Source organism: Variovorax sp. Root473 (genome assembly GCF_001426505.1).
Taxonomy (GTDB): domain Bacteria; phylum Pseudomonadota; class Gammaproteobacteria; order Burkholderiales; family Burkholderiaceae_C; genus Variovorax.
In genome coordinates this window covers 1,512,524-1,528,733 of the sequence record NZ_LMEV01000017.1, presented here as the reverse complement: position 1 = coordinate 1,528,733, position 16,210 = coordinate 1,512,524, and the positions used below count along the sequence as shown (strand labels likewise).

At 67.3% G+C, this 16,210-nt stretch carries 14 protein-coding genes; 6 read left to right on the top strand and 8 right to left on the bottom strand.

Annotation, left to right across the window (positions count from 1 at the left end):
* The first annotated feature begins 24 nt into the window (after positions 1-24).
* Both ASD34_RS20520 and ASD34_RS20515 read left to right on the top strand, forming a co-directional pair.
* Positions 25-1,512 (top strand): MFS transporter, encoded by a 1,488-nt coding sequence (locus tag ASD34_RS20520; protein ID WP_056581104.1) that lies wholly within the window; start codon positions 25-27, stop codon positions 1,510-1,512.
* Positions 1,513-1,787: 275 nt separating this feature from the next.
* Positions 1,788-2,834 (top strand): hypothetical protein, encoded by a 1,047-nt coding sequence (locus tag ASD34_RS20515; protein WP_157609725.1) that lies wholly within the window; start codon positions 1,788-1,790, stop codon positions 2,832-2,834.
* Between the two features lie 186 nt (positions 2,835-3,020).
* On the opposite strand, the gene ASD34_RS20510 is transcribed toward ASD34_RS20515, so the two are convergent.
* Positions 3,021-3,227, bottom strand: coding sequence for a dodecin (locus ASD34_RS20510; RefSeq protein ID WP_056581096.1), 207 nt, complete (start codon positions 3,225-3,227; stop codon positions 3,021-3,023).
* A 176-nt stretch (positions 3,228-3,403) separates the two neighbouring features.
* Between ASD34_RS20510 and ASD34_RS27630 the strand changes: the two genes are divergently transcribed.
* Positions 3,404-3,808 (top strand): hypothetical protein, encoded by a 405-nt coding sequence (locus tag ASD34_RS27630; RefSeq protein WP_157609724.1) that lies wholly within the window; start codon positions 3,404-3,406, stop codon positions 3,806-3,808.
* A gap of 14 nt (positions 3,809-3,822) precedes the next feature.
* The gene (locus ASD34_RS20505) at positions 3,823-4,269 is read left to right on the top strand and encodes a DoxX family protein (protein ID WP_056581093.1); all 447 of its coding nucleotides are present in this window, start codon (positions 3,823-3,825) and stop codon (positions 4,267-4,269) included.
* On the opposite strand, the gene ASD34_RS20500 is transcribed toward ASD34_RS20505, so the two are convergent.
* The 3 genes from ASD34_RS20500 to ASD34_RS20490 all read right to left on the bottom strand — a co-directional run bounded on the left by ASD34_RS20500 (position 4,241) and on the right by ASD34_RS20490 (position 9,904).
* Positions 4,241-6,139, bottom strand: a complete 1,899-nt coding sequence (locus ASD34_RS20500) for an esterase/lipase family protein (protein ID WP_056581090.1) — start codon at positions 6,137-6,139, stop codon at positions 4,241-4,243. The two genes, ASD34_RS20505 and ASD34_RS20500, sit on opposite strands and share 29 nt — an antisense overlap.
* Entirely contained in the window at positions 6,136-7,149 is a 1,014-nt protein-coding gene (locus ASD34_RS20495) for a DUF4105 domain-containing protein (protein ID WP_056581087.1), read from the bottom strand. Before ASD34_RS20495 ends, ASD34_RS20500 begins: the two co-directional genes overlap by 4 nt.
* Before the next feature lie 61 nt (positions 7,150-7,210).
* Positions 7,211-9,904 (bottom strand): bifunctional acetate--CoA ligase family protein/GNAT family N-acetyltransferase, encoded by a 2,694-nt coding sequence (locus tag ASD34_RS20490; protein ID WP_056581084.1) that lies wholly within the window; start codon positions 9,902-9,904, stop codon positions 7,211-7,213.
* Between the two features lie 359 nt (positions 9,905-10,263).
* Here ASD34_RS20490 and ASD34_RS20485 point away from each other — a divergent pair, with 359 nt between their 5' ends.
* Entirely contained in the window at positions 10,264-11,625 is a 1,362-nt protein-coding gene (locus tag ASD34_RS20485) for a homoserine dehydrogenase (RefSeq protein ID WP_056581081.1), read from the top strand.
* 209 nt (positions 11,626-11,834) lie between these two features.
* Here the strand turns inward: ASD34_RS20485 and ASD34_RS20480 are convergent, their stop codons facing one another.
* On the bottom strand, positions 11,835-12,362 hold the full coding sequence (locus ASD34_RS20480; RefSeq protein WP_056581077.1) for a redoxin domain-containing protein: 528 nt from the start codon (positions 12,360-12,362) through the stop codon (positions 11,835-11,837).
* Position 12,363: 1 nt separating this feature from the next.
* A complete protein-coding gene (locus ASD34_RS20475) occupies positions 12,364-12,912 on the bottom strand; it encodes a carboxymuconolactone decarboxylase family protein (protein WP_056581073.1) in 549 nt (182 codons plus the stop codon).
* Between the two features lie 95 nt (positions 12,913-13,007).
* Here ASD34_RS20475 and ASD34_RS20470 point away from each other — a divergent pair, with 95 nt between their 5' ends.
* A complete protein-coding gene (locus ASD34_RS20470; RefSeq protein ID WP_056581069.1) occupies positions 13,008-13,889 on the top strand; it encodes an AraC family transcriptional regulator in 882 nt (293 codons plus the stop codon).
* Between the two features lie 4 nt (positions 13,890-13,893).
* Here the strand turns inward: ASD34_RS20470 and ASD34_RS20465 are convergent, their stop codons facing one another.
* Positions 13,894-15,084: a M20 aminoacylase family protein gene (locus tag ASD34_RS20465; protein ID WP_056581066.1), complete on the bottom strand. Its 1,191-nt coding sequence runs from the start codon at positions 15,082-15,084 to the stop codon at positions 13,894-13,896.
* A complete protein-coding gene (locus ASD34_RS20460; RefSeq protein ID WP_056581063.1) occupies positions 15,081-16,073 on the bottom strand; it encodes a tripartite tricarboxylate transporter substrate binding protein in 993 nt (330 codons plus the stop codon). The genes ASD34_RS20465 and ASD34_RS20460 overlap by 4 nt, the downstream gene beginning before the upstream one ends.
* Positions 16,074-16,210: the final 137 nt, after the last annotated feature.

Sequence of the window (16,210 nt, the reverse complement as noted above, 5' to 3'; positions counted from 1 at the left end):
AGCTGGGGGCTTCGAAGACTCCCCATGAACACCAGCACCAGAACAACGAAACGCCCGCTCGTGATCGCTTCGATCATGGCCTCCATGGCCATGGTCGCCATCGAAGCCACCATCGTCTCGACCGTCATGCCGCAGATCGCCTCCGAACTCGGCGGCCTGCATCTCTACAGCTGGGTCTTCGCCTCGTTCCTGCTCGCGCAGACCGCGATGACCGTGGTTTTCGGCAAGCTCAGCGACCTGTACGGCCGCAAGCCGATCATGTTCGTGGGCATCGCCATCTTCGTCGTCGGCTCGGTGCTGGCGGGCTTCTCGTGGTCTATGCCGGCCATGATCTGCTTCCGGCTCATCCAGGGCATCGGCGCGGGTGCGATCCAGCCGGTGTCGCTCACCATCGTCGGTGACCTGTACCCGGCGCGCGAGCGGGGCAAGGTGCAGGGCTACCTTGCCAGCGTGTGGGCGGTGTCGGCGGTGGTCGGACCGATGATCGGCGCGCTGATCGTGCAGAAGCTGTCGTGGGCCTGGATCTTCTGGGTCAACGTGCCCATCGGCCTCGCGGCGGCGGCGGGCTTCTGGCTCTTCCTGCACGAGGCGCCGACGGTGCGCCGCGCGTCCATCGACATGGTGGGCGCGGTGCTGTTCACCGTCGGCATCGCGGCGCTGATGATTGCGCTGACCGAGTTCGGCGTCGGCAACTCGGGCGTTGCGCTCGCCTGGAGCGCGCTGTTCGTCGTCACGCTCGCGCTGTTCATCGCGCAGGAGCGCCGCGCGGCCGACCCTATGGTGTCGCTCAAGCTCTGGGGCGCGCGAATGATCGCGGCCGTCAACGGCGCGGCGATGCTGGCCGGCATGGTGCTGATCGGCATCACGACCTTCCTGCCGATGTACGTGCAGGTGGTGCTGGAGCGCTCGTCGGTCACGGCGGGCCTCACGCTCACGATGGTGATGCTGGGCTGGCCCATCGGCGCGACGCTGACCTCGCGCACCTTCCATCGCATCGGGCTGTGGCGGATGGTGGTGGTTGGAGGAGCGCTGATTCCGCTGGGCACGTCGACGTTCGCACTGCTCGGGGCCGGCAGTTCACCGGTGCTGCCCGCCATCGGCTCATTCATCATCGGCCTGGGCATGGGGGTAATGAGCCTGAGCTCGCTGATCCTGATCCAGGACGGCGTGGAGCTCTCGCAACGCGGCATCGCCACGGCCTCGAACGTGTTCTCGCGCAACCTCGGAAGCGCATTGGGCGCGGCCTTCTTCGGCGCCGTCTTCAACTTCGGCCTCACGCGCGCAGACGGCACCCTGATGTTCAGCGACGATCAGCTGCGCCTGCTGCTGCAGGGCGTGCACGGCTCTGTCGCCGGAGACGCGGGCATCCGGTTGGCGCTGGGCAACTCGCTGCACCTCACTTTCCTGATGATGCTGGTGGTGAGCTTGGGCGTGGTTGCGCTGGCGTTGCTGCTGCCGAAGGACGGGCTCGAAAGCCAGTCGTCCAAGGACATGAAGGTCACGCAGAAGTAGGCGGCCCCGGTCTCGGCCCGGCGGGACGTTCTTTCATGTGCGCGAGATAGATAGCCGATCTTTCACAGCGGGCCGTCTTGTGACGAAACAGGTTCCCGGTGATGTGGAACGGGGGGCGAGCTTGACCCGGATGTTGGCCTTCAGTTGCCGGAGCCTTTCACGAAATTGTCTCGAGCGAGCCGTAGTACACATCTATGATCCAAATGTTGCATAGGCAACAAGCTACAAAAATTTCAAATTCAGAGGGATCAAAGATGAGGGAGAAAACGTATCGCGTGCTCAGCGTCGCGCTGTTGGTCGCGCTGACTGCATGTGGGGGCGGAGGCGGTGGCGGGGGAGGTGGAGCCGCTGGTTTTCCGATCGTGCCTGTCGCCGGCACTCCGAACACGCCGCCGCCTGCAACCAATCCGGAGCCGGTGCCGCAGGACCCCGTCTTGCCGGCCCTGAGCTTGGACTTCGAGTTGCTAACGAACGAGTTCGATCCTGTGAAGCTGCTTGCTGCGTTGGATGCAGAAGGGAGCCGGGGATTTCGCTGGGTCGTATCGCCCAACTTCAAGAACGAACCTAGGCACCTGCTGTCGAAGGACTCCAAAGCGACGGACAAATACATCAACGAGTTTCTGGGCCTTGGATTGAGCGAAGGTGATTTTCTGACGCAGATCAATGCCAGAGGGGCCCAAGGATTTCGGCTGGCAACGGATGGTCTACTCCTCAGGAATAGCTCGGCAAGTGCTTGGTACAGCTATGCCATGGAAGCGACCTTACGGCGGAGTAATACTGATCCGGAGAGCCTGGACGGTTTGCTGGCACAACTCAATGCACAAGGTGCGAAGGGTGGCCGATATATCGGGGAGGCGTATTTCGCGCCGTTTCCGGATGGGCGCTACAACATCCACAGCGTCTATGAGAATGCAGGAGGCGCTCTTTTCCAGTACGAGATGTTGCCGAGGGCGGGCAAGGATGCCGACTTCATCGCGCAGCTGAATGCTCAGGGCGCCAAAGGATTCAGGTTCAACTTCATTGCCTATCCCAAGAGTGGCGAGGCGAAGGCCTTCTATGTGAAGGACAAGGCACAGGCCCCGAAATTCACTTACTGGATCGTCGACCGTCCGGCCGATGCGTCAGGATTCCTGGCCCAGCTGAAGGACAACGCGAGCCGCGGAAGAGCTTTCTTCATCGACAACTATGCCTCGGGAACCGACAGGGTCTCAGGTCCGGGTTCGTCGGAGCCAGTACAAAAGGTCATCTACTCCGCTTCGGAACAATGCAAAGGCGTTCTTTGTGGCGACCTGTATTCGTTCTCGATCATGAGCGGCTACTGAAAGCAGTCGAACGGGGCGAGCCACTCGCCCTGTGCCGACGAACACTTCCATGTGGAAATGGCCCGATGTCGGGCCGTTTTTCCTTTGAGGGGCGATCCGGCTGCAAGCAAGCCCGGAAGCCGGAGTGAATCTCAGGGAACGGTCGTCGACGGACTTCGCCTGACGCCGGCCGTAGCGTTGGAGCAGTTACTCCAGCGTGAAGCCGATCTTCACCGTCACCTGCCAGTGCGCGATCTTGCCGTCCACCACATGGCCACGCGTCTCGGTGACGGTGAACCACTGGATGTTGCGCACCGTCTCGTGCGCCTTCGCGATGGCGGTCTGCACCGCGTCCTCGATGCTCGTGGGGGACGAGCCGGTCAGCTCGAGCGACTTGTAGACATGGTTCGACATGGCGCTTGCTCCTTGGGTGGGTTCGCGCCCATCGTAGTCAGTGCAAGGGGGGCGGCGCAACCCTCGGGCGCGTGCGGATGCAAAGCAAACCGCATCAGCACATACGCAATCCGTCGTTGGCAAGGGCAGGGGCGCTTCGCAGAATCGGCGGCATTGTTCCTGGGAAACCGTCCGCCATGTCGCTGCATACCTTCGCCTCTCCATCCCCGGCCGCACAGGCCCGCCACATCCTCGTGCTGACCGCCATCGCCTGGTGCATCGCGCCGGCGTCGCCACATGAAGTGGCACGCCGCGCACCGCATGGCCATGTGCCGCTGCGCGTGCTGCTCGGTGGCCGCCCTGAAGCGTCAACCTCGACTTCTTCATCCGCAGCGCACAGAAGGCCGAGGCCGCGGGCATTGCCTTTGCCTTCGTGGCCGACGGGCGAGGTCTGTGAATGGCCATTTGCTGCCTGCTTACTCGTTGTCGATCCATTCACTGCTTCTGAGGAAATCGAAAGGCGAAGCGTGAAATTCGTGCTTGAGATGAAGGATGTGGGCTCGCAGAATCTCGGCGGGTTTTTCCCTTCCTTCAACCTTTAACGGACTTCACTCCCATGACCCTTCCTTCGACCGACCGCCTGGTTCCGCCCGCACTCTCGGTGCTTCGCGTCGTCTCGGCCTACCTGCTGATCCAGCATGGCTCGGCCAAGCTGTTCGGCGTGCCGCACGTCGCCTTCTTCGACAACCTGCAGTTGTTCTCCCTGGTAGGCATCGCAGGCGTCCTGGAGTTTTTCGGCGGCCTGCTGTTGCTGGTGGGGCTGTTCACCCGGCCCGTGGCCTTTGTGCTCTCGGGGCTGCTGGCCTTTGCGTACTTCCTCGGTCACGCGCCGAAGGGCAACGTGCTGGTGCCGTTCCTCAACCAGGGCGAGGCCGCCGCGCTGTTCTCGTTCGTGTTCCTCTTCATCGCCGCGGCCGGCGCGGGACCGTGGAGCGTCGATGCCTGGCTTCGCGGACGCGTGAAGCCCGAAGGGCTCAAGGCGCGCGCTGCAACTGCTCCCTGAGAATCCGCCGGATCTCCAGGATCGCCAGCGGGTTCTCCTGCACGCTGTGCGCGGACGGAATCACCAGTTCCGACGCCGCGCCATCGAGGTGCGCGCTGGCGTAGGGCACGATGCCGTCGCTCGAATCGGCCTGCGCCACGCCCGGCGTGTCGTTGCCGATGATCGAGTGAAAACGCACCTTCGGGCTCATCGGCAGCCCCGACGACAGGCGCACGAAGGGGTCGCGGTCGCTGAGGTTGTCGATGCTGTTGGGAATGCGCAGCGGACCCATGTCCTGCGAACTGGGCGCGACGCGCATCAGCTCGCGCGAGAGCTCGTTGAGCTGGCCCAGCATCGCCACAGGCAGCGTGATGAGGTTGGCCACCCAGCGCGAGATGCGCTTGTTGGCGAACGAGGTGCCGCGGTGCGGCGACGCGATGAAGATGGCGTCGCTGACCTGGGGCAGCGGCTCGAAACGCAGGTAAGGCCCCAGCCCTTCCTCGATGCGGCGGCGCTGGGCGGCCGGCATCGGGTAGCCCTGGCGCAGCGCGTCCCACAGCACATCGCCAGACGACGATACCAGCAGGCGCGAGAGCACGCCGCCCATGCTGTGGCCGATGAGCGTGACGTTGCGCGAGGCCTCGGCGCGGCCCTGCGGATCGAAGTGCGCCAGCGTCTGCGTGATGGCTTCGCGGATGGCCAGGTTGTTCAGCGGCAGCGGCGCGTTGGTCGGGTAGTACACCTGCCAGATCTGGTAGCTGCGGCGCAGCGTCTCGTCGCCGAGCACTTCGTTCGCGACGTTGATCCACGCTTCGGGGCTGCTGGCCAGTCCGTGCAGCATGACGATGGTGCGGCGCTTCGGGTCGTAGGGCTGCATCAGGTAGATGTGCGGCCGGGTGAGGCCCTCGGCGCCGCCGAAGAGGCTGCGCAGCGCCTGCAGCGCGAAGTCGGAGCGGGCCAGCCACAGGCCGTAGCCCGAGGTGAAGTTGGCAGCCAGCGGAATCTCTTCGCCGGCCAGCCGGATCGTGCTGGTGCGGTAGGGGTCGAACACGGCGATGCGCAGCGTGCGCGTGGCCAGCACGTCCTGCAGCGTGGCGCCGTCGAACTGCAGCAGCGCGGTGAGGGCGGGGAAGGGCGTTTCGCTGAAGGGCTGTGCGTCTTCCTCGGCCTGGGCATCGGTCGGGCGCTCGCTGCCCGAGGCGACCAATTCGGCGCCGAAGCCGTCGCGGCGGTAGATGTTGCGCAAGCCCGAGAAGGTCAGCGACGCGGCGGGAATCAGTTCTTTCGGCGAGGGTGCGTTGGGTGCGAGCTCCAGCGCAGACAAGTCGGCGTCGATGCGCCAGTCGCCCACCTGCGGAATGGCGGCCACCGACGTGTCGCCTTTGCGGTAGCGGCTGAACAGGCCGGTGATGGCGCGTTGCACCGCGTAGTTGTAGTAGTCGCGCACCTGCGTCTGTCGGTCCTCGAAGGCGCGGTCGCGCGGCTTGCGCGCGGTGAAGAACAGGTAGGCGTAGGCATGGCGCGCGGTCTCGAGCCAGGCGTCGATGGCCTCGGGAGCCATGGGCTGCGCGGCCGAGCCGCCATCGCCGCCCGCGAGCGCAAGTTGCAGCCACACCTCGGACAGCGCAGAGAGCCGCTGCTCGTCGCTCAGGCCGGCCGAGCTGGCGAGGTTCTCGCGGCAGGCAGAGCCGTCCTTGCGGCACTGGTCGGCGTCAGAGCCGATGACACGCAGCACCTCTTGCGCGGAACTGCTGAGCTTGCCGGTGGTGAGCACGTCGCCGCGCCGCTGCACGAGGTATTCAGCCGGCGAGATGGTGCCGACCGTGACGCCCGCGCAGCCGGTGAGCAGCGACAGCGCCAGCAGCAACGCGGGGAAGCCGATGCGCCTCATGGCGCCACGCCCGGCAGGCCGTTGCGGATCGCCTGCGAGAAGTTCACGCCGGGCTGCTGGTCGGTGGCGATGGCCCGGTCGGTGATGCGGCCGCCGGCGCGCAGCGCGTCCATGCTCAGCCCCGGCGTCAGGCCGCCCACGTCGTGCAGGTACGCGGGCAGGTAGCCCGAGGCCAGCAGGCGCCAGTCCATCGGCAGGCCGGGTACGACATGCTTGGCAAGGCTGTAGACGATGGTTGTGCAGTTGGCCGTGAGCGTGTTGTAGAAGCTCGGCGCGCCTGCCAGCGCGTGGGCTTCGTCCACGTAGCCCAGGAACAGCGAACGCATCTCGGACTGCGGCAGGCGCACGCGGTACATGTAGACGTCTTCGCCGCGCACGTTGGTGCGCACGCGCAGGATGTCGTGCTCGTCGGCGGCCACGAGGCTGTTCTCGAACTGCTTGAAGAAACCGCCGATGGACGAGAAACTCTCGCCGCGCTCCTTGCGGATCTCGATGGAAAAAGTGACGAACTGGCCATCGTCGAAACCGAAGGACACCAGCGTGTGCGCAATGGCGGGGCCGGTCCAGTACGACAGCGACACGTCGACCGAGCGCAGGCGGTCCAGGTCGTAGCGGCGCGTGTCCCAGCGCACGGTGTAGTCGGTGTCGCTGCGCCAGTCGAAGTTGCGCACGTTCTCCATCGTGACCACGTTGCCCTCGACGCGCGGCTTCAGGTGGCGCGCCACGTCGTCGGCCCACTCGCGGTTCTGCGAAGGCTGGATGGTGTTCCACCAGCCGAGCAGCATCGCAACGCCGATCGCATACGACAGCAGCGGCCGGGTCGCCTTGCCGCGCCACACGAGCACGATCGCCACGAGGCCGAAGAGGCCCCACAGCACCATCGCGCCGACCTTGACCGGCAGCGTCGCGGGCAGCTGGTACCACAGGGCCGCACAGGCCCAGGCGGCCGACAGCAGCACGGCGAAGCTCGCCAGCAGACGGCCGAGGGAGCGCAGGAGGATTCGGAGCATGAAGAAACGCGGAGGTGGAGGGCGGCCGATTCTCGTCGAGTTGCAGCCGCCCACCGACGAGCTACAGCGGGTAGGTCACCAGCTTGAAGTCCGGGTCTTCGGGAAACGGCTTCACCGAGAAACCCAGCCGGCGCACCAGCTTGAGCATGTCGGGGTTGCCGGCCAGCACCAGCCCGTCCATTTCGGAAAGGCCGCGGTCGCGCGCCACGTCGATGATGCTTTCCATCAGGCGCGAGCCGATGCCCTTGCCGTTGAACTCGTCGGCCACCACGAGCGAGAACTCGCAGCTGGTCTGGTCGGGGTTGGTGATGTAGCGCGACACGCCGACGATGCGCTCGGTGTCGAGCACGGTGCCGTCGGGCGCTGTGCTGCGCTCCATGATGGTGGCGACCAGCGCCATCTCGCGGTCGTAGTCGATGAGCGTGAAGCGCGACAGCATCGACGGCGGCAGCTCGTGGAAGCGCGAGACGAAACGGAACCAGCGGCTCTCGGGCGACAGGCCCTGCACCAGCGCCTGCAGCATCTGCGCGTCGTTCGGGTGCACCGGCCGCACGACGTACGCGCCGCCACCGGGCAGCGGCCATTCGCGCCGGTAGCGCGCGGGGTACGGCATGATCGCCAGGTGGTGGTAGCCGTTGCCCGCAGGGCTTGCCACCGCCTGCGTGCTGCTGTCGACCACGATGCGTGCATCGACCGACACCGCGCCGTGCTCGTCCACGATGATGGGGTTGATGTCCATCTCGCGCAGCTCGGGCAGCTCGCACACCATTTCGGACACGCGCAGCAGCACGTCTTCAATGGCCTCCATGTTCACCGCGTTGGCACCGCGCCATTCGCCCAGCGTCTCGGCCACGCGCGAGCGATCGATGAGGTGGCGCGCCAGGAACTGGTTGAGCGGCGGCAGCTCCATCGCGCGGTCCTTCATGAGCTCGATCATGGTGCCGCCCGCGCCGAAGACGATCACAGGGCCGAAGGGCTGGTCGGTGACGAGGCCCACGTAAATCTCGCGCCCGCGCCGCGCGCGCACCATCTTCTGCACGGTCACGCCATTGATGCGGGCGTCGGGCGCGAGTTGCGCCACGCGCTCCATCATTTCCAGGTAGGTGTCGCGCGCGCTGGTGCCGTTCATCACGTTGAGCGCCACGCCCTCGACATCGGACTTGTGCGAGATGTCGGGCGAGTCGATCTTCAGTGCCACGGGAAAGCCCAGCTGCGTCGCGATCATCATGGCTTCGTTGGCACTGCGCGCCAGCAGCGTGCGCGTGATCGGAATATGGAAGCACGACAGCAGTGACTTCGACTCCATCTCGGTCAGCACCTTGCGCCGCTCGGCCAGCACGCTCTCGATGAGCAGGCGCGCACCGTCGATGTCGGGCTTGGCCAGTGCCGACAGCGGTGGCGGCGTCTGCTGCAGGAGCTGCTGGTTCTGGTAGAAGGCCGCGATGTTGCCGAAGGCGCCCACGGCCGCCTCGGGCGTGCGAAAGCTCGGGATGGTGGCCTCGGCCAGCACCGCCCGCGCATTGCCGACCGACGCATCGCCCATCCAGCACGACAGCAGCGGCTTGGGCATGGGGCGCGGAATGTCGGCCAGCGCACGCGCCGTGGCCGCCGCATCGACGCCGGCCTTGGGCGAGAAGATGGCGAGCACGCCGTCGATCTGGCTGTCGGCCGAGGCGGTGTCGATGGCGGCGCGAAAGTGCGCGGGCGTGGCGTCCTCCGACAGGTCGATGAGGTCGGTGAGTGACGCGAGCGCCGGCAGCGAGGGCTGCAGCGAGCGCTGCGCGGGTGCCGAGAGGCGGCCCAAGTCCAGCCCGATCTCGTTGATCCAGTCGGCCGCGAGCACGCCGGGGCCGCCGCCATTGGTGACCACGGCCAGCCGCTTGCCCACCGGCCGGTAGCGCGAGGCCAGGCACTTGGCGGCCGAGAACAGCTCGACGAAGGAGCGCACCCGCACCGCGCCCGCGCGGCGCAGGGCGGCGTCGAACACGTCGTCGCTGCCCACGATGGCGGCGCTGTGTGTCTGCGCGGCCTCGTTGCCTGCCGGCTTGCGGCCCGCCTTGAGCACCACCACCGGCTTGGCGTGCGAGGCCGAGCGCAGCGCGCTCATGAAGCGGCGCGCGTCGGCAATGCCTTCGAGGTACACGATGATGCTGTGCGTGGCCGGGTCGTTGGCCAGGAAGTCGAGCACCTGCGGAATGTCGACCGAGGTGTGCGGCCCGAGCGAAACCACGCTCGAGAAGCCCACGCCGTTCTGCCGCGCCCAGTCGAGCATCGACGCCGTGAGCGCACCCGACTGCGACACCAGCGCGAGCGGCCCGGTGCGCGCGAGCGGGCCGGCCACGCTGGCGTTCAGGTGCAGCGGCGGGCGCTGAAAGCCCAGCGAGTTCGGCCCCAGCAGGTGCACGCCTTCGCGGCGCGCGATCTTGCGCCACTGCGCGGCCTGCTCGGCGGCGATGCCGGTGGAGATGACCACCGCGGCCTTGCAGCCGATGCGGCCCGCGATTTCGAGGGCCGCCGCCACGTCGCGCGGCGCGAGTGCGATCAGCGCCAGGTCGGCATGCGTCTGCGCCAGCTCCTCGAGCGTGCCTTGCGTACACACATCGAGAAAGCGCAGCGTGCCGTCGAAACGCTCGGCGCGGAAGGCTTCGCGCAGCGTGCGGCCCAGCGCGGTCTGGCCACCCGGATCGCTGGGCTGGCCGACAAAGGCCGCGATCGACGCCGGTGCGAACAGGGGGGTCAGGAAATGCTTGTCCATGCCTTAGTGTGCTGTCCCGCAAATAGCGGCGCAAATGAAATCGATGCGTTTCGCCCGCATCCGGGTCCGCCAAAAGCACCACGTGTACACTCGCCGCCTCATGTCGTGCCTTTCACTTTCCCCTGTTGCAGCATCCAGCGCCGCCGTTTTCGGCCGCACGATGCCGTTCGCCGCTTGCGTGCGAACGAGCGACGCAGTGAATGCACGAATGATTACCACCATGACCGCCGCGGCCCCCTAGCTCGCGCAGGGTGGCCGCTCCGGCAGCCACCTGGTGTCTCTTCTCCCGAATGAACGAAACCCAGCTGGCAGCTGGGTTTTTTGTTTTTGTCCTGTCCGTTCGTTGTTTGGAGAAGCCCATGTACCGCGATCCCGTCTCGTCCTTCCTGCCCCAGCCCAGCCACCCTGCGGCCATTCGCCCGCTGCGCGTCGGCATGATCGGCATTGGCACCGTGGGCTCGGGCACCTTCCGCGTGCTGGCGCGCAACCAGGACCTCATTGCCGCCCGCGCCGGGCGCGGCATCGAGGTGACGGTGGTGGCGGCACGCAATCTCGCGCGTGCCCAGGGCATCGTGGGCGAGGGCGTGGCGCTCACGGCCGACCCGATGCAGGTGGCGACCGATCCCGATGTGGATGTGGTCGTCGAGGTGGCCGGCGGCACCGGCCCGGCACGCGACTGGGTGCTGGCGGCCATTGCGCACGGCAAGCATGTGGTCACGGCCAACAAGGCGCTGCTGGCCGTGCATGGCCCCGAGATCTTTGCCGCCGCCAGCGCGCACGGCGTGGCCGTGATGTACGAAGGTGCGGTGGCGGTCAGCATCCCGATCGTGAAAGCGCTGCGCGAGGGCCTGACAGCCAACCGCATCGAATGGGTGGCGGGCATCGTCAACGGCACCACCAACTTCATCCTGAGCAAGATGCGCGACGAGGGCCTGGACTTCGCCGGCGCGCTCGCGCAGGCCCAGGCGCTGGGCTATGCCGAGGCCGACCCGGCCTTCGACATCGAGGGCGTCGACGCCGCCCACAAGACCGCGCTGCTGGCCGCCAACGCCTTCGGCATGCCGGTGCGCTTTGCCGACGCGCAGGTCGAGGGCATCACCGCGCTGCAGCGCCTTGACGTGGCCTGCGCTGAGCAACTGGGCTTTCGCGTCAAGCTGCTGGGCGTGGCGCGTCGCCGAGAAGAAGGCGTCGAGCTGCGTGTCCAGCCTGCGCTGGTGCCTGCGACGCACCTGTTGGCGCAAGTGAACGGCTCGATGAACGGCATCATGGTCAAGGCCGATGCGGCGGGCGTCACGATGTACTACGGCGCGGGCGCCGGCTCGGAGCAGACCGCGTCGGCCGTGATTGCAGACCTGGTGGATGTCGCGCGCCTGCACGGCACCCACGCCGGCCAGCGTGTGCCGCACACCGGCTTCCACGCGCATGCGGTGCGCGAACTGACGGTGCTGGCGCGCGCGGCCGTGCGCAGCGCGCATTACCTGCGCGTGCCGGTGCAGGCAGCGGCTGACATCGCGGCCGTGGCGGAACTGCTGGCCGCGCAACGCCTGCCGGTGCGGCAACTGGTGCTCGCGAATGGGCCGGCCGATGCGGCGCCGCAGGTGCTGGTGATCACCGAATCTGCGTTGCAGGGCGCGGTCGACCTCGCGCTGCACGCGCTGCAGGCAAGCCCGGTCGTGGACGGGCCGGTGATCGCACTGCGCGTGGAAACGCTGGACGACTGAGCGCGTTCAGTGTCGGACGCGGGCGCGCAGGCGCGGCCCCAGACTTCGAGGCGCCCCGCATCCCGTCGCTTGCGGAACGTGGCGCACCACCGCCCGGTCAGTGTGGAAGCCGGCTTCCCTCGCTTCACGCGAAAACGGCAGCGCGTCGATGGACAGGGCTGCCGGTGTCATGCGGGTCGGTCTGTCCCTGTGCAGCAGGCGTTGTCGTCTCACGCGCCATCCTGCGGTGCATCGTCCGCAGGCTGCGCGACGAGGTGCGCGGGCACGTCTTCAGCCGCAAGCTGCCCGATGGCGGCGCCCAGCGCCATGTCGTCGAGCAGCCCGAAGTGACTCATGCGCAGGCGGCCCTGCCGGTCGATCAGCACCGTGCTTGGCGTGCCCTGCCACTGGTAGTCGCGCATCGTGGCGGGGATGATGCCGGTGGGCGAGGGCTGGTCGATGCCGATGGGAAAGCCCAGTCGGTACTCGCGCACGAAGGCGTCGAGCGCGGCGGGCGTCATGACGTCGTGGTGCTCGAACACCGAATGCAGGCCGATCACCGCGACGTCTGTCGCCGCGAACAGCTGCCGCGTCTTCTTCGCCTGGGGCAGGCCGTGCGACACGCAGGCCGGGCACAACATCTGGAACGCGTGCAGCACCACGACCCGGCCCCGCAGCGACGCGAGCGTGACGGGCGCGTCGGTGTTGAGCCATTGCGAAACCTGCAGCTCGGGCGCTTCGGGATGTGGCCAGGCCATGTCAGGCTGCCTCGGTGCGCAGCTTGACCTGCGGGAAATCGACCGGCACCTGGAACGCCACGTTCACGTAATTGGTGAACAGGTTCAGTGCGACGTGCGCGAGGATTTCGACGATGTGCGGGTCGTCGAAGCCCACCGCGCGCAGCGCCTGCACGTCGGCGTCGTTGACCTGGCCGCGCGCATCGACCAGCTTCAGTGCAAAGCGCAGCGCCGCCGCGGTGCGCGGGTCGGCCGATTCGCCGGCCTGCGCGGCCGTCATGTCGGCGGCGGACACACCGGCCTTGCGCCCCAGCGCGGTGTGCGCGGCAAGGCAGTAGTGGCAGGCGTTGCGATCGGCCACCGCCACGGCGATCTGCTCGCCGAGCTGCGCCGGAATAACGCCGCCGCCGAGCGCGCCGAACGATCCCCACAGGCTGCGCAGCGCCGCGGGCGAGTTGGCGACGGCGCGGAACATGTTGGGCGTGGCGCCGAAGGCACCGTGGATTTGAGAGAGCAGGACTTGAGCGTCGCCGGTGGCGGCGGTGTCGGTGACGAGGTTGACGCGGGGCATGAAGACTTCCTTTCGGTGATGACGATGCAAGCAGTGTCTTCCAGCAATCCGTATGATTTGAACGCTTTCATCCATTCAACATACCTTTTCGTCCAATGCAGGCCCAGACCCTCCCGCCCATCGACAGGCTCTCGTCGCTGCTCGAGCGCTTCCGTGTCCGGGCCCACCTGTTCCACACGGGGCCGCTGTGCGGCGTGACGCATTTCGCGGCGAAGGAGGGCCGCAGCTTCCTGCATGTGATGCGGCGCGGCGAGATGGTGGTCACGCATTCGGCCCCATCGGTGCGTGCGGCCGGCGTGCCGCGCAAGCTGGTCGTGAAAGAGCCCAGCCTGCTGTTCTACCCGCGTCCGCTGGCGCACGATTTTCACAATGCGCCCGCCGAAGGATCGGATTTCGTCTGCGCCACGGTTGACTTCGACGGTGGCGAGGCGCACCCGCTGGTGCGCGCCTTGCCGCCGCTGGTGCAGCTGCCGCTGGACGCGGTCGACGGCCTCGAAGCGTCGCTGGCGCTGCTGTTCGCGGAAACCGGACGCGTGCTGTGCGGTCACCGGCTGCTGGCCGACCGGCTGTTCGAGGTGGTGCTGATCCAGCTGCTGCGCTGGCTGCTCGACCATCCGCAGGAGAGCGGCGTGCCCGCTGGTCTGTTGACGGGCCTCGGTGATCCGCAGCTGGCGCGGGTGCTGGTCGCGCTGCACGAGCGACCGGGCGAACCCTGGCCGCTCGAGCAGATGGCGACGGAAGCCGGCATGTCGCGCAGTGCGTTCGCGGCGCGCTTCAAGTCGGTGGTGGGCGCGACGCCCGCGGACTATCTCGCGCAGTGGCGCCTCACGATCGCGCAGGCCGAGCTGCGCACGGGCGCTTCGGTCAAGACGATTGCCGACAGGCTCGGCTACGCGAACGCCTCAGCGCTGTCGCGCCTGTTCGCGCAGAAGGTGGGCGTGTCGCCGCGCGAATGGCTCGCGCGGCAGTCAGCTTGAACGCTCAGTTCGCCGCGCGCAGGAAGCGCTCGGTCAGCAGCACCCAGTAGGCGCCGCCCACGGCAACGTTGCTGTCGTTGAAGTCGTAGCCCGGGTTGTGGACCATGCAGGCGCCGTGCCCATCGCCGTCGCCATTGCCGATGAGCAGGTAGCAGCCGGGCACGCGCTCCAGCATGAAGGCGAAGTCTTCGCTGCCGGGCAGCGGTGGCGTCTGCCAGGTGACCTGCGCCGCGCCCACGAGTTCTTCGGCGACGGTGCGCGCAAAGGCGGTTTCCTCGGGCGTGTTGACCAGCACCGCGTAGCCGGGCCGCCAGTCGATCTGCGCCTGCACGCCGAAGCTTTCGGCTTGCGCGGCCACCAGCGCCTTGACGCGGGTCTCGATCTTCTTGCGCACCTCGCGGTCGAGGGCGCGCACGCTGAGTTCGAGCACGGCGCCTTGCGGGATCACGTTATTGGCCTTGCCCGCATGGATGGCGCCCACCGTCACCACGGCCATCTGCAGCGGGTCGATGTTGCGCGACACCACGCTCTGCAGCGCCATCACGATGCTGGCCGCGGCCACGATCGGGTCGGCCGCGCGGTGCGGCATGGCGCCGTGGCCGCCCACGCCGGTGAGCGTGATGGTGGCGTAGTCGGACGAGGCCATGGCCGGGCCTTCGCGCATCGCCAGCCGACCCTGCGCCAGGCCGGGCATGTTGTGCATCGCGAAGATCGCATCGCAGGGGTAGCGCTCGAACAGGCCGTCGTCGATCATGCGCACCGCGCCGCCGCCGCCTTCTTCGGCGGGCTGGAAGATCAGGTTCAACGTACCGTCGAAGCGCCCGCGTTCGGCCAGGTGCTGGGCCGCCGCCAGCAGCATCGCCGTGTGGCCGTCGTGGCCGCAGGCGTGCATGACGCCCGTGTGCGCGCTGGCATAGGCCAGGCCGGTGGCTTCGTCGATGGGCAGGGCGTCCATGTCGGCGCGCAGGCCGAGGCGGCGCGTGCCGTTGCCGCGCACCAGCCGGCCCACCACGCCGGTGCCGCCGACGTGGCGCTCGACGGTGTAGCCCCAGGCTTCGAGCTTCTCGGCCACCAGCGCGGAGGTGCGGTGCTCGTCGAAGCCGAGCTCGGGGTGCTGGTGGATGTCGCGGCGGATGCCGATGAAGGTGTCTGCGCTGGCGTGCAGGTCGTTCAGGAGGGCGATGGTGGTGCTCATTGGGGTTCCAGTCGGATGGACTTGGCGATGTCGCGGTAGCGCGCGGTTTCGGCCTCGTAGAACTTCGCGGATTCGGCCAGCGTCGTCTGCGGCGAGGCCAGCTGCGTCTGGGCGGCGAGCTGCTCGCGCACGCTGGCTTCCTTCAGCGTCGCGCCGATGGCCTGGTGCAGTTTCTGCACCACGTCTTCGGGCGTGTTCTTGCGCACGAAGAAGCCGCTCCAGGTCTTGTAGTTGACGTTCTTCAGCTCCTTGCCTTCGCTGGCGGTGGGCACGTTCTTCAGCAGTTCGGAGCGCTGCCCTCCGAGCTGGCCGAGGATCTTCAGCCGGCCCTGCTCGGCCAGCGCCCCCATGGCGGCGCTGTACACGAGCACGGCAAAGTCGACCTGGCCACCGCCGATGTCCTGCAGCAGCGGCGCGTTGCCCTTGTAGGGCGCGTGCATCAGCTTCACGCCGGTGTCCAGCTGCACCTTCTCCAGGATCAGGTGGTAGAGCGAGCCGATGCCCACGCTGCCGTATGACAGCGGCTTGTCGGTCGACTTGCGTGCCAGCGCAATGAGCTCGTCGACGCTGTTGGCCGGCAGGTCCTTGCGCGCGACGAAGACCATCACGGCTTCGGCGACCGGATGCACCATGCGGAAGTCTTCGGCCTTGAGCTTGACGGCCGCATTGGCCAGCGGCGACAGGATGATCTCGTTGGGCGAGCCCTGGAAGAGGTAGTAGCCATCGGCCGGTGCGGCCAGCACCTTCTGCGCGGCCATGGCGCCGCTCACGCCGCCCAGGTTCTCCACGACCACCTGCTGCCCCAGGGCCTTGCCCAGCGGCACGGTGAAGATGCGCGCGGTCGCGTCCGAAGGGCCGCCGGCCGGATAGGGAACCATCAGGTTCACGGGCTTGGCGGGAAAGCTGTCGGCGGCGGCAACAGCGGGGCCTGCAGCCAGCGTCAGCCCGCAGGCGAGCCAGAGCGCGGAGCGGAAGAACGAAGTCGTCATCAAGTCATGTCTCCTGGGGTGTTGCCGGCTCGTGGGGCCGGATGCAGGGGAATGCTAGGAGTGACAAGAACGAACGTCCAATGCATTGTTGTCTGCATTAGCATGAGTTCAATGCATTCATGAAAACAAGGCTCCCG